Raw genomic sequence first — 23,289 nt, 5'->3', positions numbered from 1 at the left:
TTCGGCCAGGCCGGGGGCGGACCGGCGCGAACTACGCTGGTCGGCATGGTGGAGCAGGCGCGCGGCGAGGACGGACACGGCGACGACGGGGCGGCGGGGGCCGACGGGTGGTCCTGGGACGACCCCGAGGGCGCGTTGGCCCTCGCCGCCGAGGTGCTGCGCACACCCCGGACACGGCTGATGCCGAGGATCTCCGAAGTGCTCGCCGGCCTGGTCCCGCACATCGCGCTGGCCCAGCTGAGCGGGATCTGCACGCACTCCCCCGCGAGCGCGTCGGGGCCGGAGGAGCTCTCCGCGCGCATCACCGGCGCGGAACTGGCCCGACTCGGCGAGCAGGTGACGCCCGGCCGGCCCTGGCAGGGCGAGGCGGTGCTCGCGGGGCGCGCGCGCCCCGCGGTCGCCGTGGCGGCGGCGCCGACCGGGAGCAACGGGGCGCTGCTGGTCCTGGTCCGCGCCGACTCCGGACCGGGGGCCGACCGGCCACCGGCGCCGCTGCCCGAGCGACCGCTGCGCGTGCTTCAGCAACTGTGGGAACTGCTGACCACGCACTCCCACCACCGGGCCGTCGACGCCGCCCCCGCGCACGCCTCCGCCTCACGTGCCTCGGCGAGCGCCCGGGCACGCACCATCGCCGAACTCGGCAGCGCGCACGCCTCCGCGCTCTCCGCGATCCTCGCGCCGTTGCGCTCCGCCGCGCTGGACGACGCCACCGCCCGGCGCAGCGCCACCGACCTGGCCGTGACCGCGCTGCTCGACCTGCGCGGAGCCTCCGACCGCGACCGCGAGCTGAGCGAGGAGCCGGCCGCCGTCGCGTTCGCCCGACTCGCCGACGCGGTCCGGCCGCTGCTGCGGCACAGCCCGGTCCAGCTGGACCTGCTGGCCCCGGCCGAGAGCGACCGCTCGGTGCCCGCCGACACCGCGCACGCCGCCCGCGCCGCCGTGCGCTCCACCGTGCTCGCCATGCTGGAGCAGGAAGGGCTCGGCCGCCTGCACGTGCGGTGGCAGTTCGTCGGGGACGGCCTGCGCGTGGTCGTCCGGGACGACGGCCCGGGCCTGCTGACCGCCGACGCGCTGGCCGTGCACCGCACCGCCGACCGGATCGCCGCCCTGGCCGGCCGCCTGACGATCGACGCCGTCCCGGGCTGGGGCACCACGGTGACCGCCGACCTGCCCCTGCACGCCCCGGAGGCCTGCACGTCCAGCGCCGCCACCGACCCGCTGGAGGGCCTGCACCCGAGGGAGCTGGAGGTCCTGGACCAGCTCGCCCGGGGCCGCCGCAACCGCGAGATCGCCCACGCCCTGCACATCAGCGAGTCCACGGTGAAGTTCCACGTCGCCAACATCCTCGCCAAGCTCGACGTCGCCTCCCGCGGCGAAGCCGCCGCCCTCGCGCACCGCGCCGGCCTCCCCACCCCATCCCCCACCCCCCTCCACGCCGCCTCCTGACCCCCGACGCCGGCGCAGGAAGTCGGACCCGCCGACTTCCCACTCCCCCGGCCCAAGCAGGGCCGGGGGGACGATGACGGGGCGGCATGGGCGTCGTCGGCTCGGGTGCCGGGGTGTCCGTCCCGGCTCAGGGTCGCTCGGTCCCCTTCGGGCGGGTGCGGGCGCGCAGGTGGAGGCGTTCACCCTGCTTGCCGAAGAGGCTGAGCACTTCGACGTCGCCGTCGCCGGAGGAGCCGAACCAGTGCGGGTTCTGGCAGTCGAACTCGGCCGCCTCGCCCGGGGCGAGGACGACGTCGTGTTCGCCGAGCAGCAGCCGCAGGCGGCCGGAGAGTACGTAGAGCCATTCGTGGCCGGTGTGGGTGGCGAGTGACGGGGTCTGGTGGGCCGCCGGGATGGTGATCTTGAACGCCCGGGGTTCGGTGCGGTGGCGGGAGAGCGGGACGAAGGTCCGTCCGTCGGCCCGGGCCGGGTGCTGGTGGACGCGCGGGTCCTCGACGCGTGGGGCGGCGACGATCTCGTCGAGCGGGACGGCGAGGGCGGCGGCGATGGGCAGGAGGAGTTCCAGGCTGGGCTTGCGCTGCTCGGACTCCAGCCGGGAGAGCGTGCTCTTGGAGATGCCGGTGGCCTGGCCCAGCTCGGTCAGGGACATGTTCTTGCGCTCGCGCAGGCGGCGCAGCCGGGGACCGATCTGGCGCAGGGTGGCGGCGATCTCGGGGTTGGCGTCCTGGTCCATACGGACGATCGAAGCAGGCCGTCCCGGTTCCGGCAACGCGGCTTCCCGGGAACGGGAGGAGGGGAAGGAACGGGGCGGGAGGGAGAGCGCGGTCAGAGCGGGCGGCGCGGCAGGGGCAGCAGGTGGTGCAGCGGCCGACCGACCGCCGCCCAGCTCTCCAGGCGGGCGCGGTCGACCCAGTGCACCCCGTACTGGTCGCCCCAGGCCATCGCGTCGCGGGTGAGGGCGCCGTTGGTGACGACCACGGCGACGTCGGCGCCGTGCACCGGGCCGGCGGTCCCCTTGACCTGGTACATCACCTGCACGCCGACCTTGGCGCCGACGGTGGTGTGCTTGGCCTGGAGGACGATCCGGCCGTGCCGGGGGTGGTGGCCGATCACGTCGGCGGCCTGGTCGCCCTGCCGGCCGACCTGGTCCGCCGTCCAGCCGTCCCGGACCAGCAGGTCGCGCAGCGCGTACTCGAAGTCCTGGTCGCCCATCGCGTCCACCTCGGCGAGGCTGAGTCGCAGGCCGGCCAGCCGTTCGGTGCGGGTGCGCTCCAGCATCGGGCCGCAGACGGCGCCGGCGAGCGCGAGCACGGCGACCACCGCGAGGAACACCCAGGAGCGCAGCAGCGCCTGGGTGATGCCGAGCACCGCGACCGCGACCGCCGCGGCGACGAGCGCCGCCGCCAGCCGCTCCACCGGGCCGCGCGGTTTGCGGAAGGGCGGGGCCATCAGGGCGCCCCCGCGATGGAGGACGCCGACGCCTCGGCGGACGCGGCGGGCGTGGCGGGCACCGGCCCGGCGGCGTCGTCGCGGTAGCCGACGAAGTGCCCGTAGAGGTAGAACACCGCGGCCGCCCCGGCGAGCACCCACCCGCTGGTCCGCCGCCCCGCGCGGCCACCGTTCCGGCCGCCACCGCCGCGACCGCCGCCCCCGCCCGATCCGGGTTCGCGCCGGAGATGGGCGCGCACCTCGACCCACGCACCGCCACCTGCCATACCTGCCTCCTTCGCCACAACGGCCCGCGTCGCACCGGCCTTCGGTGTCGCAGCCTTCGGTGTAGCAGCGGCGGCCGACAGCGGCGGGCCGTTGTTCGCCACCCGCACCGCCGGAGCGCCGGGAACCGGCCACCCCCACCGCTCCCGCCCCTCGCCGTCCGTGCCGCCCCCACCGCCCCGCACCCCGCCCGACCTGCGAGAACGCCCCCGCACCGACTTGACGGGAACCCGCCCGGCGCCCACACCCGAACACGCGCCGCCCCGCACGCCCCACGCACGCCCCACGCACGCCGGGCGGCACCCGCCCGGCCCCCGCTCAGCGCCCCCACCCCCCGCTGCGCGCGACGGGCTGTCACATCCGGGCACGCCGCGCCGTCTCCCTCCCGGCAGCGGCCCTACCCGGCACCGATCCGGAGCGGCCGGACACGGACGCCCCACGGAGGACGGGCCCATGGCACGGCGGCGGACGACCATCATCGGCGGAGGCTTCGGCGGCCTGACGGCGGCCATCCCGGCGGCCGAGGCCGGCGCCGAGGTGACGCTCCACGAGGCGCACCGGCGGCTCGGCGGCCGGGCCCGCACCGCGCGGGCGCCGTACCGGGCCAACGAGGGGCCGCACGCCTCTGAACGGCACCCGGGCGCCCCCACCACCGCGCACCGGAAGTCGACCGGGCCGACTTCCTAGGCGGGGGCGGTGGCGGTGCGCAGCACCGCCTGGTCGCCGTGAGGGCCGTAGAGGTGGAGGATCTCCACGGCCTCGGAGCCGGCCGGGCCGAACCAGTGGGGTTCGGCGGTGTCGAACTCGGCGGCCTCGCCCGGGTGGAGGGTGAACACGCGGTCGCCGACGAGCAGCCGCAGCTCACCGGCGAGCACGTACAGCCATTCGTAGCCGGCATGGCTGACGAGCCTGGGTTCGCGCGGGGCCAGGACCTGTTTGAAGACCTGCACCCGGCCCGGGTACTGGGTGAGCGGGACGAGGACGCTGCCGGAGTCGCGTCGGCGGGGCCGGAGGTGGAGGCGGGGGTCGCCGGTGGCGGGGGCGGCGATCAGGTGGTCCAGGGCGACGCGGTGGGCGCGGGCGAGCGGGATGAGCAGGTCGAGGGTGGGGCGGCGGTGGCCGGACTCCACGCGGGACAGGGTGCTCACCGAGATGCCGGTGGCGGCGGCGAGGGCGTCCAGGGTGAGGCCGCGGCCGAGGCGCAGCGCGCGCAGCCGGGGTCCGATGGCGGCGATGGTCCGCGTGACGTCATCCGTCGCGGCAAGGTCACCCATCGCGGCAGCGTCGATGGCCCCGTCGCCCGTCTCGGCGACGTCGTCGGTCGTGGTGGAGTCGGCGTCCATGGAGGCGATTGTGCCCCGGAGCCGCCTCTTTGCGGTTTCCGCAAGAACACTGCGCCCCGGCCCTCCTCCGACCGCAGCATGGGCGCGCCGATACGACCGTACGACCGGAAGGCGCGCCCACCCCATGACCACCGCCACGGCCACCGCACCACCACCGCCGCCACCCCCTCCCCCGCTCTCCGCCCGTCGTCGTTGGACCGTGCTCGCCGTCTGCGCGCTGAGCCTGTTCCTGGTCGGCCTGGACACCACGATCGTCAACGTCGGCCTGCCCGCGATCGGGCGCGGCCTGCGGGTGGGCACCCGCGACCTGGAGTGGATCGTCGACTCCTACACCGTCGTCCTCGCCAGTCTGCTGATCACGGCCGGCGCGCTCGCGGACCGCTTCGGGCGCCGCCGGGTGTTCCAGTGCGGCCTGCTGTTCTTCGGCCTCGCCTCCCTCGGCTGCGCGCTCGCGCCCTCCGCGGGCGCGCTGGTCGCGGCGCGCGCCCTGCAGGGCGTGGGCGCCTCGATGCTCAGCCCGGTGGCGCTGGCGATCGTGGTGAACGCCATGCCCGACCCCCGGGAGCGGGCCCGGGCGATCGGGGTGTGGGCGTCGGTGTTCGGGCTGAGCATGGCGGCGGGGCCGGTGACCGGCGGGGCGTTGGTCGCCGCGTTCGGCTGGCGGTCGGTGTTCTGGGTGAACGTGCCGGTGGTGGCGGCGGCCGTGGTGCTGAGCGTGCTGTTCGTGCCCGAGTCCCGCGCGCCGCGGGCCCGCCGGCTCGACCTGCCGGGCCAGGCCCTGCTCATCGCGGCCGTGTCCGCGGCGGTCGCGGTGCTGATCGAGGGGCCGCGGCTCGGCTGGACCTCGCCGTGGGCGCTCGCCGGATCCGCGGTGGCGGTGGCGGCCACGACGGGGTTCGTGCGCGCCGAGCGTCACCGGGCCGAGCCGCTGATGGACCTCGGGCTGTTCCGGCGGCCGGTGTTCGGCACGGCCGTACTGGGCGCGGTGGCGGTGTTCGTCGCACTGACGGTGAGTCTGCTGCTCACCACGTTCCAGTTGCAGCACGCGCGCGGGTGGACGCCGACGGCCGCCGGGCTGGCCGTGCTGCCGATGGCGCTGGGGGCGACGGTGTGCGCGCCGCTGTCCGGCATGCTGGTGGCCGGGGCCGGGCCGCGCCGGCCGCTGCTGCTCGCGGCCTGGTCCACGGCGGCCGGAGGCGTACTGCTCCTCGTGCGGGCGTCGCTGTCCGACGGCGGCGGGGCGGACGTACCGCTGCTGCTGGTGGCCAACCTCCTGCTGGGCACCGGCTTCGGCTTCGCCAACGCGCCGATCACCAACACCGCCGTGGGCGGCCTGCCGGCGGACCGCGCGGGCGTGGCCGGGGCGATCACCTCGACGGCCCGCCAGCTCGGCTCGGCCGTCGGCATCGCGGTGGCCGGCGGCCTGGTGGCGGGATCGGCCCCGGCCGGCCTGGCCGCCGCCTCCCGACCGGGCTGGCTGCTGGTCACGGCCTGCGGCCTCTTCCTCCTCGTGGTCGCCCGCGCCGCCCGCGGCCGGTAGATCGGCTGTGACGGGCCCGGACCCGGCGCGGCACCCGCTGCCGTCCGGGACCGCCCGCCGGGCCGCCGCGTTCGACGTCGGGTGACCGGTCCGGGGCGGCCCGATGTCGGGCCGCCCCGGCCACGGCTCCCCGGCGGACGCCGCCGACGGGCGCTACCCCTGCTGGGGCGCGGCCACCGCCGACGGCGTGCCACCGGTCAGCTTCAGCAGTTCCCTGTACGTCATCGGCACGACGGTGTGCGGGTGCCCGGCGGCGGCCCACAGCAGGTCGTAGCCGGCGAGGGCGGTGTCGACGACGGTGCGCAGCGGCGCCGGGTGGCCCACGGGGGCGACGCCGCCGATGGCCTGGCCGGTGGCCTCGCGCACCTGGGCGGCACCGGCCCGGGTGATCGGGCCGGTGCCCAGTTCGCCGGCCAGGTAGGCGGTGTCGACGCGGTGGGCGCCGCTGGTCATGACGAGCAGGGGCGCGCCGTCGCAGACGAAGACCAGGCTGTTGGCGATGGCGCCGACCTCGCAGCCGAGGGCGGCGGCCGCCGCGGCGGCGGTGCGGGCGGAGTCGGGCAGGACGCGGATCTCCCCGGACAGACCGGCCGCGGCGAGGGCGTCGGCCACCGCCCGGCTGCGGGCGGGCAGGGACGTGTCGTCGGTCATCGCCCCATCCTGCCGCACACCGCCCGGCTCCCCGGGCAGCACGTCCGCCCCCGGCCCCGCGGCGGCGCCCGGCACCTCGGGCAGGACGCCCGCCCGCCCCACCGCGCCGAGCACCGCCCGCACACCGGCCGTCAGGACCGAGGAGTCGCGCCCGGCGCCCCAGACCACCTCCCCGTCGACCCGTGCCTCGACGTAGGCGACCGCGTCGCTGTCGGGGCCGCCGCGCACGGCGTGCTCGGTGAACTGGAGGATGTCCACGGCGACCCCGGCCGCGCCGAGCGCCGCCGCCACGGCGGCCAGCGGCCCGTTGCCCTCGCCGTGGTGCGCGGCGTCGCCGAGGGTGAGCGTGGCCCGGTGCGCTCCACCGGTCCCGGCCGCCTCCTCGGTGCGCCATCCCACCCCGGCCGGCACCGCGTCCAGGTAGGTGGCGCGGAACAGCGCGTACAGCTCGTCGGCGGTGACCTCCCGCCCGCTGTCGTCGGTCGACTCCTGGACCACCCGGGAGAACTCGATCTGCAGCCGGCGCGGCAGTTCCAGCCCGTGTCCGGTGTGCAGCAGGTAGGCGATGCCGCCCTTGCCGGACTGGCTGTTGACCCGGATCACCGCCTCGTAGTCGCGCCCGAGGTCGGCCGGGTCGATCGGCAGGTAGGGGACGTCCCACGGCGCCTGCCCCGCAGGGACGCCGAGCCGGGCGGCGGTGGCGGCGTGGTGGGCCAGGCCCTTCTTGATGGCGTCCTGGTGGGTGCCGGAGAAGGCGGTGTGGACGAGGTCGCCGACGTAGGGGTGACGCTCGGGGACGGGCAGCCGGTTGCAGTGCTCGACGGTGCGGCGGATCTCGTCGATGTCGGAGAAGTCGACCATCGGGTCGACGCCCTGGGTGTACAGGTTCAGCGCGAGGGTGGCCAGGTCGACGTTGCCGGTCCGCTCGCCGTTGCCGAACAGGCAGCCCTCGACCCGCTGGGCACCGGCCAGCAGGGCCAGTTCGGCGCAGGCGATGCCGGTGCCGCGGTCGTTGTGCGGGTGCACGGAGAGGATCACCGCCTCGCGCCGGGCCAGCTGCCGGTGCAGGTACTCGATCTGGTCGGCGTAGACGTTGGGGGTGGCGATCTCGACGGTGGCGGGCAGGTTGTGGATCACCGGGCGGTCGGGGCTCGCGTCCCACAGTTCGGTGAGGCCGTCGCACAGTTCCAGCACGTAGTCCGGCTCGGTCAGGTTGAAGACCTCGGGCGAGAACTGGAAGCGGATCCCGGGGTGGTCGCCGGCCCGGCGGGCCATCCGCTCGGCGGCGGCGGTGACCAGCTCCCGCACCTGGGCCCGGTCGCGGCCGAGGACGAGTTCGCGCCAGACGGGGGCGGTGGCGGTGTAGAGGTGGACGACGACCCGGGGCAGGCCCTCGACGGCCTCGAAGGTGCGGTCGACCAGGTCGGCGCGGGCTGCGGTGAAGACGACCACGGTGACGTCCTCGGGCACCGCGCCGGGGGTGGTGGCGAGGTGGCGCACGAAGTCGAAGTCGGTGCGGCTGGCGGAGGGGTAGCCGACCTCGATCTCCTTGAAGCCCATGGCGAGGAAGAGGTCGAACATCCGGCGCTTGCGGCCCGGGTCCATCGGCTCGGCCAGCGCCTGGTTGCCGTCCCGCAGGTCGACCGGGACCCACAGCGGGGCCCGCTCGATCCGCCGGGCGGGCCAGCGGCGGCCGCCGGGCAGGGCGTCGACGGGCGGCAGCGGGACGCGGGCGTGGGCGGGGCGGTAGCGGTGGAACGCCATGGCGCCGGCGCGCTGGCGGTTCCAGACGGGGGCGTCGGCCGGGACCGGTCCGGCCGGTGTGCGCAGGGTGGGGAAAGGCTTGGCGTTCGGTGCGGATTCGGTGGAGCGCACGGGAGTGCGGGTCCTTCCCTGGTTCGGTGTCGGGGGACGACGACCGGCAGCACGGCGACCCGCAGCGGGGTGCCGGTCTGTCAGACCCCGCTGCGGCCACCGAGAAGAAGGCTCCACGTCTGCATGATGCCGGGTACCGTAGCCGTGAACCGCCCGCCGGAACAACCCCGTTCCATCCACCGGGACTTGCGGGGCGGCGAGGAGGGGCGGGGACGGGGGTCGCGGAGGAGCCGGGACGGGCCCGCAGCGGGCCCGCCGGGGGCTCCGCGCGGCTCGGCGGAGCCGTGAACCCCGCACTTCGGCGGTGTTAAGGACTTGTGTGTGCGCCCGCCGAAGATCGAACGGGCTTTCACTCCTAACACACCGTATGACTAGTATCGCCTCGTCATAAAGCCCGTGCCCCGGTCGGTGCGGCCCTCCCGGGCCGGCCGCCAGCCCCAAGGAGTCAGCTCTGCGCGCGCGTGCGAATCGGCGGCCCCCGACGCCGAAGGCCCCCCGCAGGCGTCGGCCGCGCCTGTCACTGCGGACGGCTCTGCTCGTCCTCGCCCTCGTCCCCAGCATCGCGCTGGCCGTCCTGTGGGCGGTCACCAGCGGTGTGACCTTCCTCGACTTCCGGCGCCTGGCGGACCAGGGCCTGCTGGCCCAGCAGGCGGGACAGCCGTCCAACATCGTCTACTACAACCTCCAGGAGGAGCGCCGGCTCAGCGCCGAGGTGCTCGCCCGGACCGGCACCGCCGGGGCCGCCGTCTTCGTCGAGCAGCTGAAGCAACAGCGCCGGCTCACCGACGAGGCCGTGCAGAAGTTCCAGGCCCTCTCCCGGGAGACCGGCGGCAACGCGCCCACCGAGGTGCTCACGGCCGTCGACGAGGCCCGGCGCGCCATGGAGAAGCTGGCCGACCAGCGGGCCGCCGTCGACAAGGGCACCACCGACCAGCAGGGCGTCTACACGTACTACACCGACCTGATCGCGGTGGACCTGCGGCTGTTCACCGCCCTCAGCCACGTCGACGTCGGCGAGGTCACCTGGATCTCCAAGACCCTGGTCAACGCCTTCTGGGCGAAGGAGATGCTGGCCCGCGAGGACGCGATCCTGGCCCGCGGCTGGCCGTCCGGCAAGCTCAACGCCTCCGACTACCAGCTCGTCCAGCAGTCGATCGGCGCCCAGGAGCACCTCTTCACCGTCCAGGTCGTCCCCTACCTCCCGCAGGACGAGCGGGGCGCCTGGACGGACGTGCTGAGCGGCACCGCGTGGCAGGCCAAGGCCTCCGTGGAGCAGGCGATCACCCGCCCGACCGTCGCCGACGCCACCGGCACCGTCCGGCTCCCGCAGCTGCAGGACCAGTGGCGCCAGGCGGTCGACCAGGTCAACCCGCAGCTGGTGAAGGCCCTCGAAACCCGCACCGAAGGCGTCGTCCAGGTCGGCAAGGACTCGTTCCTCTCGCTGCTCACCCGGGTCGTGCTGACCGCGGTGATCGGCCTGCTCGCGCTGATCGCGGTGGTCGTCGTCAGCTGGCGGCTGACCCGCTCGCTGCGCCTGCGGATCAAGGACCTGCACCACCAGGCGCAGGACCTGGAGCGCACCCTGCCCGAGGTCGTCGAGCGCCTCGCCCGCGGCGAGCAGGTCGACGTCGAGGCGGAGAGCCGGTCGATCACCGCCGGGGCGCGGGCCCGCGGCGGCGACGAGCTGGCCGAGCTGGGCAAGGCGATGAACCTCGCCCGCGCCTCCGCGCTGGAGACCGCCGTCCGGCAGGCCGAGCAGCACCGCGGCTTCGAGCGGCTGCTCCAGCGGATCGCGCGCCGCACCCAGCTGCTGATCGGCCAGCAGCTGCGCAAGCTGGACGCCCTGGAGCGGCGGCACGAGGACCCGGAGGTGCTGGAGGGTCTGTTCGACCTCGACCACCTGACCGCCCGTCTGCGCCGCTACGAGGAGAACCTGGTCATCATGGCCGGCGGCCAGCCGCAGCGGAAGTGGCGCAAGCCGGTGCCGCTGCTGGACGTGCTGCGCTCGGCGCAGGGCGAGGTGCAGGAGTACCGCCGGATCGTCCTGGACGTCGAGGGCCACCCCTGGCTGTCCGAGCGGGCGGTCGGACCGGTCGCCCACGTGGTCGCCGAACTGATGGAGAACGCGGCCAGCTTCTCGAAGCCGCCCACGCCGGTCGACGTGCGGGCAGCCGTCGTCGGGCGCGGGCTCGCCATCGAGATCGAGGACCGCGGCCTCGGCATGGACCTGGAGCAGTACGACGCGGCCAACGCGCTGATGGCGGCCGCGCTCGCCGACGACCCGCCGCGCACCGACATGCTGGCGCGCGGCGACGACATCCGCCTCGGCTTCCACGTGGTGGGCCGGCTGGCGGCCGCGATCGGCCTGCAGATCGAGTTCCGCCCGTCGGCCTTCGGCGGGACCAGGGTGGTCGTGCTGGTCCCCGGCGAGTACGTGCTGGACGGGGACGCCGGGCTGCCGGACGGCGCGGCGGTCACCCCGATCCCGCTCGCCCGGCGCCAGCGGCCCGAGCAGCGCGAGGAGCGGGCGCCGCTCGCCTCGGTGACCGAGATGCCCTCGGCCGCGACCGCCCCGGCGTCCTCGCCGGTCGTCGCGGTGGACGAGGCCGAGGAGCGGGCGGCCCTCGAAGGGCCCGGGGCGGACCCGGACCCGACGGGCGCCGACTGGTTCACCCCGGGCACCCCCCCGGCACCGGCCCAGGCCTTCGCCCACGTCGAGTACGTGCCGCCGTCGGACGACGAGGTGCTCGGGGCCCCGGCCCGCACCGGCTTCGACGACGGTTTCGACGACGGTTTCGGCGACGGCTTCGGCGGCCACGTCGACACCCGGTACGACCACGGGCTCGGTGACGGGATCGGTCACGGGCTCGGCGACGGGCTCGGCGCCGGGCGCGGTGACGGCTTCGCGCCCGGCGACGCGGACGGCTACCTGTACCCGCTCACCGAGCCGGGCCGGCCGGTCGAGCACGGCTCGCCCGACGACCCGTACGGCTACGTCGCCGGAGCCGGACACGGAACCGGAACCGGACTCGGAGCCACCGGTACCGGCACCGGGGCGCCGTACGACGACCCCGCGTACCCGGACATCGCCTACGCGACGGTGACGCCCGCCGAGGCCCCGTACGCCGACGAGCAGTACCGGCCCGCCGACCACTACCGGCTGGCCGAGCGGCGCCGCGAGGACGGCCCGGGCCCGGCGGAGCAGCCCGCCACCGCCCCCGAATCGGCCCCGGCCCCGGCGGCCCGGCCGGCGGGCTCCCAGCCCCCGCTGCCGCAGCGGGTCCGGCAGGCCAGCCTGGCCGCCGAGCTGCGCGTGCCCCCGCCGCCCCGGGCCCCCTACGCCGGCCACCCCGGCGTCGGAGGCACCGGCGACCCGGGCCACCTCGGCACCGCGGGCACCACGGGCACCCCCGGCACCGCCGGGAGCCCCGGCACCGCCCCGGCCGCCGCGGGCCCCTTCCAGCGCCCGGCCCGCCGCTCGGGCGCCACGGTCGGCGCCTTCCAGCGCCAGTCCCGGGCCGCCCGCGGCCTGGCCGGCACCGCGCCCGGTCACCCCGACCCCGCCGGCCCCGACCGCACGACCGCGGACCACAACGCGGACCACGCCGCGGACCACGCCGCGGCGCACCGCGGCCTGCCGCCCGGCCCGGCCGCCCCCACGGCCGTCACCGGCCCCCCGACTCCCGCGCCGGGTTCCTCCCCCTGGGCCCTCCCGGCCGCGGACCCCCGAACCACGAGGACGGAAGAGCAGTCATGAACCGCACCATCGCCACCCACCAGGACCTCGACTGGCTGCTGGACGGACTCGTCGACGCGGTGCCCGGCACGAGAAGCGCCGTTCTGCTCTCCGACGACGGCCTCGTGGTCAGCCACTCGCGCTCCATCGACCGCGCCGACGCCGATCGCCTGGCGGCCGTCGCCACCGGCCAGCAGAGCCTGGCCCGGGGCATCGGCCAGCTCTTCGACGGCGGCCCGGTGCACCAGGTGATCATCGAGCTGGCCGAGCTCTGGCTGTTCGTCATCTCCGCCGCGCAGGGCACCCACCTGGCGGTGGTCGCCGACCAGGAGGTGGACGCCGAGGTGATGTCGGTGGCCATGCACCAGCTGGTCCAGCAGGTCGGCCAGAAGCTCAGCACCCCGGTCCGCAGCGAGTTCGACGCCTTCGCCGCCAGGAACCGGGGGTGACGCCACGGTGAGGCCGCACTGGAGCGAGCTGCCCGACGAGGACGAGGACGACGACTACGGCGCGGGCACGATGGTGCGCCCGTACACCATCACCCGCGGCCGGACGGCGCCGGAGCACGACCACCTCACCCTGATCACGCTGCTGACCACGGTGGAGGAGCTCGCGGACCCGGTGCTGGCCGCCCGCTCGTCCGGGGCCCGCGGGCTGCAGCCGGAGCACCGCCGGATCCTGGAGCGGTGCCGCCGGCCGGCCGCCGTCGCCGAGGTTGCGGCCGGGCTCGACCTGCCGGTCTCGGTGACCAAGATCCTCCTGGGCGACCTCATCGCCCAGGGGTTGCTGCGGGCCCGGGCGCCGATCTCGGTGGCCCGGGCCTCGGGGGACGGCGGCCTGGACCTCGGGCTGCTCACGGCCGTACGCGAAGGACTCCGGAGGCTCTGAACCATGGCACCATCCGCACCTCTCCCTTCCTCCCGCTCCTCCCACCCCTCCCCCCTCACAGCCGCCGCCCCCGCGGCGCTGAAGATCCTCATCGCCGGCGGCTTCGGGGTCGGCAAGACCACCCTGGTCGGCACGGTCAGCGAGGTCGCCCCGCTGCGCACCGAGGAGTACCTGACCCGCGCCAGCGAGGGCGTGGACGACCTGTCCGGGGTGGACAACAAGGAGACCACCACGGTCGCGCTGGACTTCGGGCGGATCACGGTCAGCCCGGAGCTGGTGATCTACCTGTTCGGCACACCCGGCCAGGAGCGCTTCTGGTTCATGTGGAACGACCTGGTGAACGGCGCACTCGGCGGCATCGTGATCGCGGACACCCGCCGGCTGGAGACCAGCTTCGCCTCGATCGACTTCTTCGAGAGCCGGGGCATCCCGTTCGTGGTGGCGATCAACTGCTTCCACGGCGAGAACACCCGCACCGTGGCGGAGGTCCGGGCCGCGCTGGACCTCGACCCGCAGGTGCCGATGCTGGTCGGCGACGTGCGGGTGCGGATGTTCGGGCGGGACCTGCTGCTCGCGCTGGTCGACCACCTGATGGAGCTGTCGGCCGACGCCCAGGCCCGCTGAAACGTTTCCCTCCCTCCCCCTGCTTCGTCCCCCGCTCCACCCCTCGCTTCCTCCTCCCCGTTTCCTCCCGCTTGGAGTACCACCACCATGACCCCACCCCTGCGCGTCCTCGTCCACGGCGCCGGCATCGGCGGCCTGACCGCCGCCACCGCCCTCGCCGGCCGCGGCCACCGGGTCGACGTCGTCGAGCTGCGCGACGCCCTGGAGGCGCTCGGCGTCGGCATCATCCAGCCCTCCAACGCGCTGCACGTGATGCGCGAGATCGGCGTGCTGGAGCAGTGCCTGGCGGTCGGCTTCGAATGGGAGGTGCTGACCATCTGCGACCCGGCCGGCGGTGTCCTCGCGAAGATCCCGCAGCCCCGGATGGACGGCGCGCCGTCCAACAACGGCATCCCCCGCCCGGCGCTGGCCAAGGTGCTCGCCGAGTCCGCCACGGCAGCCGGGGCGACCCTGCGCTTCGGCACCACCGTCACCGAACTCGCCGACGAGGGCGAGGAGGTGGCGGTCACCCTGTCGGACGGCAGCAGCGCCCGCTACGACCTGGTGGTCGGCTTCGACGGCATCGGCTCGCCGCTGCGCAAGCGGCTGTACGGCGAGAAGTACGCGCCCGAGTACACCGGATTCGCCAACTGGCGGGCCACGCTGCCGCGTTCGCCCGAGCTGCAGGGCGTGCTGATGTCCACCGGCAACCTCGCGGCGAAGGCGCTGCTGACCCCGATCAGCGACGAACTCATGTACCTGGGCTCGGTGTTCGCCGAGGCCGCGGACTTCCGCCCGGACCCGGAGCGCGCCCACGAGCAGCTGCGCGAGCGGCTGGCCGGCTTCGGCGGGCCGATCGCCGAGGCGCTGGCCCGGGTCACCGACCCGGCGGCGGTGGTGTACTCGCGGATCTCGCAGGTCACCGTCGAGGAGCCGTGGCACGTCGGCCGGGTGGTGCTGGCCGGCGACGCCGCGCACGCCTCCACCCCGCACCTGGCGCAGGGCGCCGCGATGGCCGTCGAGGACGCCCTGGTGCTGGCGCAGAGCCTGGACGCCGCCGAGACGGTGCCCGCGGCGCTGGCCGCCTGGGAGGAGCGCCGCCGGCCGCGCGCCATGTGGGTGCAGGCGCTGTCCCGGGCGGTCCTCAAGCAGGAGACCGGCACGCCGACCACCCCGGAGGAGGACGAGCTGCTCAAGGTCGGCGTCCCGGGCGCGGCGCACGTGCTCGTGAAGCCGTACTGATCCGGCCACCACGGCCCGCCGATCCGGCCGCTACGGCCCGGTAGCCCGCACGCGAACCACCCGGACCCGGTGCGGACTTGTGTCCGCGCCGGGCCCCGGACAGACTTGACGCCCGTCCGACAAAGTGGCCAGCGCCCGAGGGGGACGGATGACGCCGTCGTTGTTCCGCATGCTCGACCTGTACGAGGCCGTGGAACGGGCCCGGCGACGACCGGACGGGCGGCTGTTCGTCTCCGGCGACAACGGCGGCCATCCCTTCGTGGCCGACTACCTCGGAGACCTCGCGCACACCCCGCCGTACCGGCTCGGCGACGTCGGCCGCTTCTCAGCGCTCGGCGAGGACCTCCCGCTGCGCGCCAAGATCGCCCGCCTGCACGAGAGTTACGACGCCGAGCCGTGCTCGCCGGACCAGGTCGTCCCGGCCGGTGGCGCCAGCGCGCTGCTCGCCACCTTCTGCACCTGGCTGCGCACCACCGACCGCACCCGGGTCCACTACCTGCCGCCGGTGTCCCACCGGTTCGCCTACGTCTTCCGGCGGTTCGGCATCGAGCCGGTCCCGGTCGCCGAGGCGCACGCCCACCAGCCCGGGCTCGACCTGCGGCTGCCGGACGAGCGGACCGTGCTGCTGCTCACCGACCCGGTCTGGTACACCGGCCGGCGAGTGCCCAGGCTGGTGCTGAAGCAGCTCGCCGAGTGGCAACTCGCCACCGGCTCCCTGGTGTTCGTCGACGGTACCTTCCAGTACATGCGCTGGGACGGCGGGCGCCGCGAGGACTCCGCCGCGCTGCCCGCCGACCTCACGCTGCGGATGGTCTGCCCCACCAAGTTCCTGGCCATCCACGGCTACCGCTGCGCCCACCTGCTGGTGCCCGAGCCGTTGCGAGAACCGCTCGCCGAGCTGCACCTCAACCTGCACGGCGATGTCACCCTCGCCGACCGGCTGTTCGCCCACCGGGCCGCCGACCTGATGCTGATCGAGGGCAACCACCGCCTGCTCGACCACGTCCGCGCCAACCACCAGCGCCTCACCGCCTCCGGAGCGCTGGCGGCCCAAGAGCCGGTCGACACCGGCTACTTCCTGTTCGCCCGCCCCACCGCCCCGCCCGAGCAGCTGCTCGCCCTGGACGGCCGGCACTTCGAACTCCCCGGCCACCCCGGCCATGTGCGGATCAACCTGCTCAACGAACCGGCTCTGGCAGGACTGGTGGAGCTGTGCGACCACCGGCCCGGGTGATCGTGTGCCGCCGGGCCCAGACCGCCGCCGAGACCCGGGCCATCAGGCGGGCCGCCGGATCGGCCTCGGCCCCGTCGGCGCCCGAGGCCAGCGGGCCGGTGTAACAGACGGCCAGCAGGTACGGCGGACAGTCCTCCGGGCTGACCAGGCCGACACAGTGCCGCGCGCCGGGGATCCAGCCGTTCTTGAACGCGACCCTGGTCCCCGGCGGCAGCCCGGCCGCGAGGTCGCCCCGGAAGGCGTTGCGCTCCAGCAGCGCGAACAACTCCGTTTCGCCGTCCAGGGACTGCAGCAGCCGGACGAGGTCGCGCGCGGTGACCAGGTTGTGCAGGCCCGCCGCACGCGCCGGGTGGTCCTCGATGCCGCGCGGGCTGGCGCTGCGGGTGGCCCCGGCGCGCCGCCACACCTCGTCGACGGCCTCGTGGCCGGCCCGGGCCAGGCAGAGGTTGGTGGCGAGGTTGGACGAGTGGGTGATCATCCGCTCGGTGAGCAGCCCCAGCGGCACGGTGGCGCCGAGCAGCGTCCACGGGACCGGATCGCTGTCCCGCTCCGGATCGTTGGCGAACTCACCTCCCGCCCGCGACACGAAGCCGTTGACCACGGGCACCGGTTCGCCGGGGTCGGCCCCGGCCCGGTGCAGTGCGGCCAGGACGGCGACCTTCATCGTGCTGGCGGCGTCGTGCGGCTCGTCCCCGTTCCGCTCGAACACCGGTTCTGCGCCCCATGGGGCGACCACTACGGAAAGCATGTCGGCCACCGTCCCCGCCCGGAGCCCACCCCAAACCGACGCACGCCTCGACGATGCCGCCGGGCGGCCACCGGCCGCACCCCACGTCCGGTTGAGACCGCACGCACGGGTCATGGATACTCTTGGCGATCCCGCATCCACCCGCCCGCACACGGTTTCTGTCGGTGCGTCAACCACGTGGCGCCGATTCCGTGCCGGCTGCTCCAGGAGGATCCCGCCCGTGCCAGCATCCCGTCAGGTCGGCCTCGCGCTCGCGGCCGCCGGCTCCGCGATCGCCGGGACCGTGCTCCCGTTCACCGCGCACGCCGAGACCACCGTGCTCCACGTCGACAACGGCCCCCGCTCGAACTGCTCGGACGCCGGGACCGGCACCCGGGAGCGGCCTTTCTGCACGGTCCAGGCCGCCGCCGACGTGGCCGGCCCCGGGCAGACCGTCCAACTCGCACCCGACCGGCGGTTCACCGGCCAGGTCACCGTCAGGCGCTCCGGCGAGCCCGGTCGTCCGATCGTCTTCCAGGGCGCCGAGCAGGCCGACCGCGTGCCGAACGCGTCCGTGGGCACCCGCCACTGGGCCCCGGGGGCGCCCCCCGCTCCGCACGCCTTCGTGTTCGAGGGCGTGCACGACGTCACCGTGTCAGGCCTGCGCCTCGACGCCCCGCAGGAAGGCGTGCTCGTCAGGGACTCCACCCGGATCCTCGTCGACCACAACGACGTGGAGGCCGGCGATCCGGCCCGCGGCGGCGTCCGGGCCTTCCCGGCGGCGACCCCGAGCGTCCGGATCACCGGTACGGGCGCGAACGTCACGGTGAGCCGCAATCGGGTCTCCGCCGCGCCCGTCACCGGCGTCGCGGTCGACAGCGGGACCTCCGGCGTCGTCGTCACCACCAACCTGATCACCGGGGGCGCCGGCCGCGGTGTGGTGGCCACCGACGCGCCCGGCACGATCGTGGTGGGCAACACCTTCGCACGGAATTGCGGGACCGACCTGGAGTTCGCCGGGAACTCCACCGGGTCGGTGGCCGAGAACAACATCCTGGCCAAGCGTCCTGCCCCGCGCTGCGGCGGCACGCCGCCCACCGCGACACCCCTGGTGGTGTCGGCCGGATCCGTCCGGAGCACCAAGGTCGACTACAACACCGTCGTCCCGTCGGGCCCGTACGCCTATTCCTGGGGCGGCACCCCGTTCGCCACCCCCGAGGCCTTCCGGGCCGTCGGACAGGGTGCGAGCGACAACGCCGTCGACCCGGGATTCGCCGCCGACGGCGGGGACTACACCCCGTCCGCCGTGGCGGGTCTGACCGACGCGGCCGACCCGACCGCCCTCGGCACCCTGGCCACCGACCTCCACGGCGCCGAGCCGGCCGATCACCCGGGCTTCCCCAGCCCCACCGCGTGGGGCTACCGGGACCGCGGCGCCATCGAGCTCCAGGACCCGCTGCGCGTCCGCGTGAGCGCCCGCCCCCGCCCCCGGCCCGGCCACCCGCTCAACGCGCGGTTCGCGGTCGGGTACTCCGCCGGCTGGGTACCGGGCACCGCGAGCCTGGACTTCGGGGACGGCAGCGCGCCCCGTGCCGTCGAGCCCGGCCACGGGTTCCTCGACCACGACTACCCCGCCCCCGGCACCTACACCGTGACGCTCACCGCGACCGGCCCGGCCGGCCCGGTCCGCACGTCCACCTCCGAGGTCACCCTGCCCGGCCCCGGCCGCCCCGGCGGCTCCTGACCACGGACGGCCGACGGCCGGGGGCCGCTGTTCGGCGGACGGCCCCTCAGGCACGCCGGGCGTTGCGGTACGGGTGCCGGTGCGCGCGCGGGCGCCCGTGCCGGTGCGGCTCGCGGGGGCGCTCCGGGGCGAGTCGGGCGGCCGGGAGGCGGACGGTGTCCAACGGCCCGACGGCCCGACCGGCCTCCTCGCCGTCCCCGGCGTCCCCGGCCAGCGCCGCGAGGTAGCGGGCCCGGGGCTGCGGAACGGCGCCGAGCGAGCGCACGTGCGGGGAGTCCCACTGGGCGTCCAGCAGCGTACCCCCGGCGGCGGCGAAGCGGGCGGCGAGGTCGGCGACGGCCACCCGGGCGGCGTCCGGGCGGCGGTGGAACATCGAATCCAGACTGAGCACCGGCCCGGCGACGATCCCGAACACCCCGCCGACCAGCTCGCCCTCCTCCCACACCTCCGCGCTGTGGGCCGCGCCGATCCGGTGCAGACCGGTCAACGCCCGCTGCAAGTCCTCGGTGAGCCAGGGAGGTTCACGGCCCTCGGCGCAGGCCGCGAGCACCTCCCCGAAGGCCAGGTCGGCGGTGGTCCACCAGTCCAGGCGGTTGCGCAGCAGCCGGGAGAGCTTGCGACCGAGCCGGACGCCGTCGACGGCGAGCAGCGGCCGCGGGTCGGGCGACCACCAGGCGAGCGCGTACGGGTCGGCGGCGGGGTCGGCGGCGGCCTCGGGGTCGGCGCCGGGGACCGGCAGCAGGGCGATCTCGCCGGCCGCCACCGCCCCTTCGCAGCGGGCCTCGTTGAAGGCGCTCGCGTAGGGGTCGGCGGCGGGCAGCGGGAACAGTCCGCGCCGGTAGGCGGCGAGCAGCGTGCGGGGCGCGAGGTCGGCGCCGAACGCGGCCGGGCCGTCGGCGGGCGCCCGGGCGACGTCGAGCGCCGCGAAGAGCTCCTCGGGGGCGGTGGCCGTCATCGCGGCGCCTCCAGCGGCGGTGTCTCCACGAGCGGTGCCTCCGGCGCCGACGCCTCCCGCGGCCGGGGCTCGCTCGGCGCGTCGAGGAAGCCGTCCGCGGTGAGCCGGTCGAGGTAGAAGTCGAGCAGGGCGTCGTCGACGGCCGGCAGTTCCACCCCGCTGCCGGCCAGCGCCCGTTCGGTGCCGGCCCGGTCGAAGCGCGGGAACATGGGCTGGAAGTACAGCTCGCTGATGGACAGTTCGGTACCCGGCACGCGGTCGACGAAGAGCGGCACGAACGGCGTCATCGGGTGGGTGGGGTGCCCGGCGGCGAACCGGACGAGGTCGCGCACCCACCGCGGGTAGGGGACGAGGTCGACGCGGTGGCCGCGGGCACGCAGCCGGGCGGCGAGGTCGGCGAGGTCCGCCGGGTGCGGCGAGGTCAGGTGGTAGACCTCGCCGATGGCGGGGGCGTGGGCGACCACGTGGCAGATCGCCCGGCTGAACCGGTCGGCCGGCACGAAGTCCAGCGGCAGCCGGACGTCGGGGCAACTGCCGCTCTGCGCGATGTACTTGATAAGCGCGCAGATCTCGGTGCCGGTGTTCATCACGCCGGTGCGCAGGTCCCCGGTGACGTCGTTGGTGCGCAGCACGGTGACCGGCAGCCCGCCCGCGGCGGCGTGGTGGAGCAGCTGTTCGGCGACCCACTTGCTCTCGACGTAGCCGACGGCGAGCTTGTCGGGGTGGGCGAGCGGGGTCCGTTCGGCGACCTCCCGCACGCCCGCCGGGCCGAAGCCGGCCAGCACGGCGAGGGTGGAGAGGTAGTGGACGGGGATGCCGCGGGAGTGTCCGGCGAGGCGGATCACCTCGCGGGTTCCGGCGACGTTGGCGGCGCGCAGCTGGTGGTAGGGGTAGAGGAAGTTGACCTGGCCGCCGAGGTGGTGGACGGCGTCGAGGTTGCCGGCCAGCCGCTCGAAGTGCGGTCGGCCCAGGCCGAGCCGGGGTTCGGCGAGGTCGCCGACGAGCGGGACGACGCGGCGGTCGGCGAGGTCGTGGCGCAGGTAGCGCTGCTGGGCGGCGCGCAGGCGTTCGAGGGCGTGCTCCTCGTCGGGGGCGCGGACCAGGCAGTGGATCCGGGCGTCGGTGGTGTGCAGCAGGGCGTCCAGCAGGTGGGCGCCGCAGAAGCCGGTGGCGCCGGTGAGCAGGATCTCGGTGGGTTCGGCGCGGGAGGGGGCGGGGCTCCAGGACTGCCGCAGGGGGGTGTCGAGGCGGGCCTCGGCGGCCCAGTCGACGGCGGCCTCGCCGGCGGGGGGCTCACCGGCGGCGAGGGTGGCGGCGGCGAAGGCGCGCAGGGTGGCGTCGCGCAGTAACGCGCGGGTGAGGAAGCGGATCCGGGTGACGTCGATGCCGAACACGATGCGGGCCCGGGCGAGCATCTCCATGGCGAGCAGGGAGTTGCCGCCGAGTTCGAAGAAGTCGTCGTCGGGGCCGATCTCCTCGATGCCGAGCAGTTCGGACCAGAGCTGGGCGACGCCGGCCTCGACGGCGGAGCCGGTGCCACCGGGGGCGGGCGCCTGCTCGCGGCGGTCGGGCGGCGCGTCCGCCCGGGCCCGCGCCGCCGCCCCGTCCGGCCGGTCCCCGGCGTACCGATCCGCCTCGTACCGGTCCCCCTCGTACCGGTCCCCGTCCGCCGGGCGCCCGTCCGCCCGGTCGTCGTCGCGCGGCCGCACCCGGGGCGGGGCGTCCGGCAGCCGGCGGCGGTCGATCTTCCCGGCCGGGGTGAGCGGCATGCCGGCGAGCGGTACGAACCGGTCCGGGACCATGAAGTCCGGCAGCCGTTCGGCGAGGTAGGCGCGGATCCGGCCGCGCCGGGCGCGGGGGCCGGAGACGGCCCGGTCGGTGAGCGTGTAGTACGCGGTGAGCACACGGCTGCCGTCGCCGCCCTCGCCGGCGGCGACCCGCGCCTGCCGGACGTCGGGGTGGCCGGCGAGCACGGACTCGACCTCGGCGGGGTCGACGCGGTGGCCGCGGATCTTCAGCTGGTCGTCGTAGCGGCCGAGGACCTCCAGGGTGCCGTCCGCCCGCCAGCGCCCGGCGTCGCCGGTGCGGTACATGCGCTCGCCGGGACCGGGGGCGTAGGGGTCGGGCAGGAACGCTTCGGCGGTCGACCCGGGCGCCTTCCAGTAGCCGCGGGCCAGGCCCGGCCCGCCGAGGTGGATCTCGCCCTTCTCGCCGGGTCGCACGGGGCTGAGCCGGGCGTCCAGCACGTGCACCCGCACCCCGGGCAGCGGCCGTCCGATCGGTACCGGGGCGCCGGGCCCGTGCGGACCGGGCGCGGCGAGCGTTCGCCGCGTGACGGCGCCGAGCGTGGAGGTGACGGCCGCCTCGCTGACCCCGTAGGCGTTGACCAGCCGGACGCCCGGCAGCCGCTCCAGGCTGGCCCGGCAGTCGTCCTCGTGCACGGTGTCGCCGCCGACCACGATCAGCCGCAGTCCCTCGGGCGCGGGTCCGCCGGGCGGGAAGAGGCCGAGCAGGTGGTGCCAGTAGGCGGGCGTGAGGTCGGCGACGGTGAGCCGCAGCCCGGGCATCCGGTGGGCGAGCTCGGTGGGCGCCCAGGTGCGGGCGCCGCCGAGGACGAGGGTGGCCCCGGCGGCGAGGGTCGCGAAGACCTGCTCCAGCGAGGTGTCGAAGCCGAGCGCGGCGAGCTGGAGCACCCGGTCGGCCGGGGTGAGCCCGTAGGCGTCGATCACCCGGTCCAGGGTGAAGGCCAGGGCGCGGTGGGTGACCGGCACGCCCTTGGGGGTGCCGGTGGTCCCCGAGGTGTAGATCAGGTACGCCAGGTCGTCCGGCGCACCGATGTCGGGCACCTCGGCCGGCGCGGCGGCGCCCTCGTCCGGGGTCACCGTCCGCGCCTGCGGGAAGCGCGTCCCCTCCCCCGCCACGACCAGGTGCGCGCCGCAGTCCGCGACCAGCCGGGCGAGCCGACGGTGCGGGTGCGCCGGATCCAGCGGCAGGAAGGCCCCGCCCGCCTTGAGCACGGCGAGCCAGGCGGTCACCAGGTCCGCTCCGCGCTCCAGGCACACCGGGACGATCCGCTCGGGCCCGGTGCCCAGGGCGCGCAGCACGGCGGCGAGCCGTTCGCTGCGGGCGTCCAGCTCTCCGTAGTCGAGCGTGCGGTCGTCCGCGACGACGGCGGCGGCACGCGGGTCGTGCGCGGCGCGCGCCCGGACCAGCCCGTGCACGGTGCCGGCGGGCCCGGACCGGGGTCGGGCTCCGGTCCCGGGGGCGTGTCCGGGGGGCCCGCAGCCAAGTCCGGCGGGAGCCCACTCGCGCTCCACGTACCGGCGGCATTCCTCGCGCGGGGCGGGCCCGAACACCGGGCGCCAGCCGCCCGGCACCGTGAGGTCCCCCGGCCAGATCGCGTACTGACCGTCCTGGCTGACCAGCACGGCGTGACGTCCGGAACGCGCTCCGGGACGTGCTCCCCGTGCGCTCTCTGCTGCATCGTCCACCGGCTTGACCTCGTGCTGTGGCGGCAGAATGCTGGGAGGTGCGACATTTCCGACTATACGCACTCAAGGCCCATTTCGAACGTCCGACCGGACCTCCCCGG

General features: G+C 75.8%; 17 protein-coding genes and 2 pseudogenes. 10 read left to right on the top strand and 9 right to left on the bottom strand.

All coding sequences use genetic code 11. The annotated features are described in order from the left end of the window. Nucleotides 1-45 precede the first annotated feature (45 nt). A complete protein-coding gene (locus ACFU9E_RS22100) occupies nucleotides 46-1,446 on the top strand; it encodes a LuxR C-terminal-related transcriptional regulator (protein WP_380680431.1) in 1,401 nt (466 codons plus the stop codon). 127 nt (nucleotides 1,447-1,573) lie between these two features. Here the strand turns inward: ACFU9E_RS22100 and ACFU9E_RS22095 are convergent, their stop codons facing one another. The 3 genes from ACFU9E_RS22095 to ACFU9E_RS22085 all read right to left on the bottom strand — a co-directional run bounded on the left by ACFU9E_RS22095 (nucleotide 1,574) and on the right by ACFU9E_RS22085 (nucleotide 3,161). Further along, a complete protein-coding gene (locus ACFU9E_RS22095) occupies nucleotides 1,574-2,179 on the bottom strand; it encodes a helix-turn-helix domain-containing protein (protein ID WP_380680428.1) in 606 nt (201 codons plus the stop codon). Between the two features lie 92 nt (nucleotides 2,180-2,271). Continuing rightward, nucleotides 2,272-2,895 (bottom strand): restriction endonuclease, encoded by a 624-nt coding sequence (locus ACFU9E_RS22090; protein ID WP_380680425.1) that lies wholly within the window; start codon nucleotides 2,893-2,895, stop codon nucleotides 2,272-2,274. Continuing rightward, nucleotides 2,895-3,161 (bottom strand): hypothetical protein, encoded by a 267-nt coding sequence (locus ACFU9E_RS22085; RefSeq protein ID WP_380680422.1) that lies wholly within the window; start codon nucleotides 3,159-3,161, stop codon nucleotides 2,895-2,897. Before ACFU9E_RS22085 ends, ACFU9E_RS22090 begins: the two co-directional genes overlap by 1 nt. Nucleotides 3,162-3,612: 451 nt before the next feature. Between ACFU9E_RS22085 and ACFU9E_RS22080 the strand changes: the two are divergent. Continuing rightward, nucleotides 3,613-3,783: pseudogene (locus tag ACFU9E_RS22080) on the top strand (NAD(P)-binding protein); the annotation flags it as partial. 59 nt (nucleotides 3,784-3,842) lie between these two features. Here the strand turns inward: ACFU9E_RS22080 and ACFU9E_RS22075 are convergent. Next, nucleotides 3,843-4,433: a helix-turn-helix domain-containing protein gene (locus tag ACFU9E_RS22075; RefSeq protein WP_380680443.1), complete on the bottom strand. Its 591-nt coding sequence runs from the start codon at nucleotides 4,431-4,433 to the stop codon at nucleotides 3,843-3,845. A gap of 193 nt (nucleotides 4,434-4,626) precedes the next feature. Between ACFU9E_RS22075 and ACFU9E_RS22070 the strand changes: the two genes are divergently transcribed. Next, nucleotides 4,627-6,042 (top strand): MFS transporter, encoded by a 1,416-nt coding sequence (locus ACFU9E_RS22070; RefSeq protein ID WP_380680419.1) that lies wholly within the window; start codon nucleotides 4,627-4,629, stop codon nucleotides 6,040-6,042. 153 nt (nucleotides 6,043-6,195) lie between these two features. Here ACFU9E_RS22070 and ACFU9E_RS22065 read toward each other — a convergent pair whose 3' ends face one another. Next, a complete protein-coding gene (locus ACFU9E_RS22065; RefSeq protein WP_380680440.1) occupies nucleotides 6,196-6,693 on the bottom strand; it encodes a YbaK/EbsC family protein in 498 nt (165 codons plus the stop codon). 90 nt (nucleotides 6,694-6,783) lie between these two features. Next, nucleotides 6,784-8,457, bottom strand: a pseudogene (locus ACFU9E_RS22060) (2-isopropylmalate synthase); the annotation flags it as partial. 706 nt (nucleotides 8,458-9,163) lie between these two features. Here ACFU9E_RS22060 and ACFU9E_RS22055 point away from each other — a divergent pair. The 6 genes from ACFU9E_RS22055 (at nucleotide 9,164) to ACFU9E_RS22030 (ending at nucleotide 16,271) form a co-directional block, all read left to right on the top strand. Next, nucleotides 9,164-12,325 carry a nitrate- and nitrite sensing domain-containing protein gene (locus tag ACFU9E_RS22055; RefSeq protein ID WP_380680416.1) on the top strand — a complete coding sequence of 1,054 codons (3,162 nt, stop codon included), beginning with the start codon at nucleotides 9,164-9,166 and terminating at the stop codon, nucleotides 12,323-12,325. Beyond that, nucleotides 12,322-12,753 carry a roadblock/LC7 domain-containing protein gene (locus ACFU9E_RS22050; RefSeq protein ID WP_380680413.1) on the top strand — a complete coding sequence of 144 codons (432 nt, stop codon included), beginning with the start codon at nucleotides 12,322-12,324 and terminating at the stop codon, nucleotides 12,751-12,753. The genes ACFU9E_RS22055 and ACFU9E_RS22050 overlap by 4 nt, the downstream gene beginning before the upstream one ends. A gap of 7 nt (nucleotides 12,754-12,760) precedes the next feature. Continuing rightward, nucleotides 12,761-13,192: a DUF742 domain-containing protein gene (locus ACFU9E_RS22045; protein ID WP_380680410.1), complete on the top strand. Its 432-nt coding sequence runs from the start codon at nucleotides 12,761-12,763 to the stop codon at nucleotides 13,190-13,192. Nucleotides 13,193-13,195: 3 nt separating this feature from the next. Continuing rightward, complete coding sequence (locus ACFU9E_RS22040; RefSeq protein WP_380680407.1) at nucleotides 13,196-13,816, top strand: ATP/GTP-binding protein; 621 nt, start codon at nucleotides 13,196-13,198, stop codon at nucleotides 13,814-13,816. An 87-nt stretch (nucleotides 13,817-13,903) separates the two neighbouring features. Beyond that, nucleotides 13,904-15,037, top strand: coding sequence for an FAD-dependent monooxygenase (locus tag ACFU9E_RS22035; protein ID WP_380680404.1), 1,134 nt, complete (start codon nucleotides 13,904-13,906; stop codon nucleotides 15,035-15,037). A gap of 148 nt (nucleotides 15,038-15,185) precedes the next feature. Beyond that, a complete protein-coding gene (locus ACFU9E_RS22030) occupies nucleotides 15,186-16,271 on the top strand; it encodes an aminotransferase class I/II-fold pyridoxal phosphate-dependent enzyme (RefSeq protein WP_380680401.1) in 1,086 nt (361 codons plus the stop codon). Here ACFU9E_RS22030 and ACFU9E_RS22025 read toward each other — a convergent pair. Then, the gene (locus tag ACFU9E_RS22025) at nucleotides 16,216-16,980 is read right to left on the bottom strand and encodes a serine hydrolase (protein WP_380680398.1); all 765 of its coding nucleotides are present in this window, start codon (nucleotides 16,978-16,980) and stop codon (nucleotides 16,216-16,218) included. The genes ACFU9E_RS22030 and ACFU9E_RS22025 overlap by 56 nt on opposite strands. Before the next feature lie 259 nt (nucleotides 16,981-17,239). Here ACFU9E_RS22025 and ACFU9E_RS22020 point away from each other — a divergent pair, with 259 nt between their 5' ends. Further along, entirely contained in the window at nucleotides 17,240-18,742 is a 1,503-nt protein-coding gene (locus tag ACFU9E_RS22020; protein ID WP_380680395.1) for a right-handed parallel beta-helix repeat-containing protein, read from the top strand. Between the two features lie 46 nt (nucleotides 18,743-18,788). Here the strand turns inward: ACFU9E_RS22020 and ACFU9E_RS22015 are convergent, their stop codons facing one another. After that, nucleotides 18,789-19,697 carry a leucyl/phenylalanyl-tRNA--protein transferase gene (locus ACFU9E_RS22015; protein WP_380680392.1) on the bottom strand — a complete coding sequence of 303 codons (909 nt, stop codon included), beginning with the start codon at nucleotides 19,695-19,697 and terminating at the stop codon, nucleotides 18,789-18,791. Beyond that, the gene (locus ACFU9E_RS22010; RefSeq protein ID WP_380680389.1) at nucleotides 19,694-23,188 is read right to left on the bottom strand and encodes an amino acid adenylation domain-containing protein; all 3,495 of its coding nucleotides are present in this window, start codon (nucleotides 23,186-23,188) and stop codon (nucleotides 19,694-19,696) included. Before ACFU9E_RS22010 ends, ACFU9E_RS22015 begins: the two co-directional genes overlap by 4 nt. Nucleotides 23,189-23,289 lie beyond the last annotated feature (101 nt).

The organism is Kitasatospora sp. NPDC057595 (genome assembly GCF_042800875.1).
GTDB lineage: Bacteria > Actinomycetota > Actinomycetes > Streptomycetales > Streptomycetaceae > Kitasatospora.
The sequence above is the reverse complement of the archived record's forward strand: the minus strand, read 5'-3'. Positions and strand labels throughout refer to the sequence as shown.

What these genes read in the sequence shown, in the direction of transcription:
- ACFU9E_RS22035 (WP_380680404.1), top strand. Translation starts at nt 13,904, where the DNA reads ATGACCCCACCCCTGCGCGTCCTCGTCCACGGCGCCGGCATCGGCGGC.
- ACFU9E_RS22065 (WP_380680440.1), bottom strand. Translation starts at nt 6,693, where the DNA reads ATGACCGACGACACGTCCCTGCCCGCCCGCAGCCGGGCGGTGGCCGAC.
- ACFU9E_RS22085 (WP_380680422.1), bottom strand. Translation starts at nt 3,161, where the DNA reads ATGGCAGGTGGCGGTGCGTGGGTCGAGGTGCGCGCCCATCTCCGGCGC.
- ACFU9E_RS22050 (WP_380680413.1), top strand. Translation starts at nt 12,322, where the DNA reads ATGAACCGCACCATCGCCACCCACCAGGACCTCGACTGGCTGCTGGAC.
- ACFU9E_RS22095 (WP_380680428.1), bottom strand. Translation starts at nt 2,179, where the DNA reads ATGGACCAGGACGCCAACCCCGAGATCGCCGCCACCCTGCGCCAGATC.
- ACFU9E_RS22100 (WP_380680431.1), top strand. Translation starts at nt 46, where the DNA reads ATGGTGGAGCAGGCGCGCGGCGAGGACGGACACGGCGACGACGGGGCG.
- ACFU9E_RS22090 (WP_380680425.1), bottom strand. Translation starts at nt 2,895, where the DNA reads ATGGCCCCGCCCTTCCGCAAACCGCGCGGCCCGGTGGAGCGGCTGGCG.
- ACFU9E_RS22015 (WP_380680392.1), bottom strand. Translation starts at nt 19,697, where the DNA reads ATGACGGCCACCGCCCCCGAGGAGCTCTTCGCGGCGCTCGACGTCGCC.
- ACFU9E_RS22030 (WP_380680401.1), top strand. Translation starts at nt 15,186, where the DNA reads ATGACGCCGTCGTTGTTCCGCATGCTCGACCTGTACGAGGCCGTGGAA.
- ACFU9E_RS22070 (WP_380680419.1), top strand. Translation starts at nt 4,627, where the DNA reads ATGACCACCGCCACGGCCACCGCACCACCACCGCCGCCACCCCCTCCC.
- ACFU9E_RS22040 (WP_380680407.1), top strand. Translation starts at nt 13,196, where the DNA reads ATGGCACCATCCGCACCTCTCCCTTCCTCCCGCTCCTCCCACCCCTCC.
- ACFU9E_RS22075 (WP_380680443.1), bottom strand. Translation starts at nt 4,433, where the DNA reads ATGGGTGACCTTGCCGCGACGGATGACGTCACGCGGACCATCGCCGCC.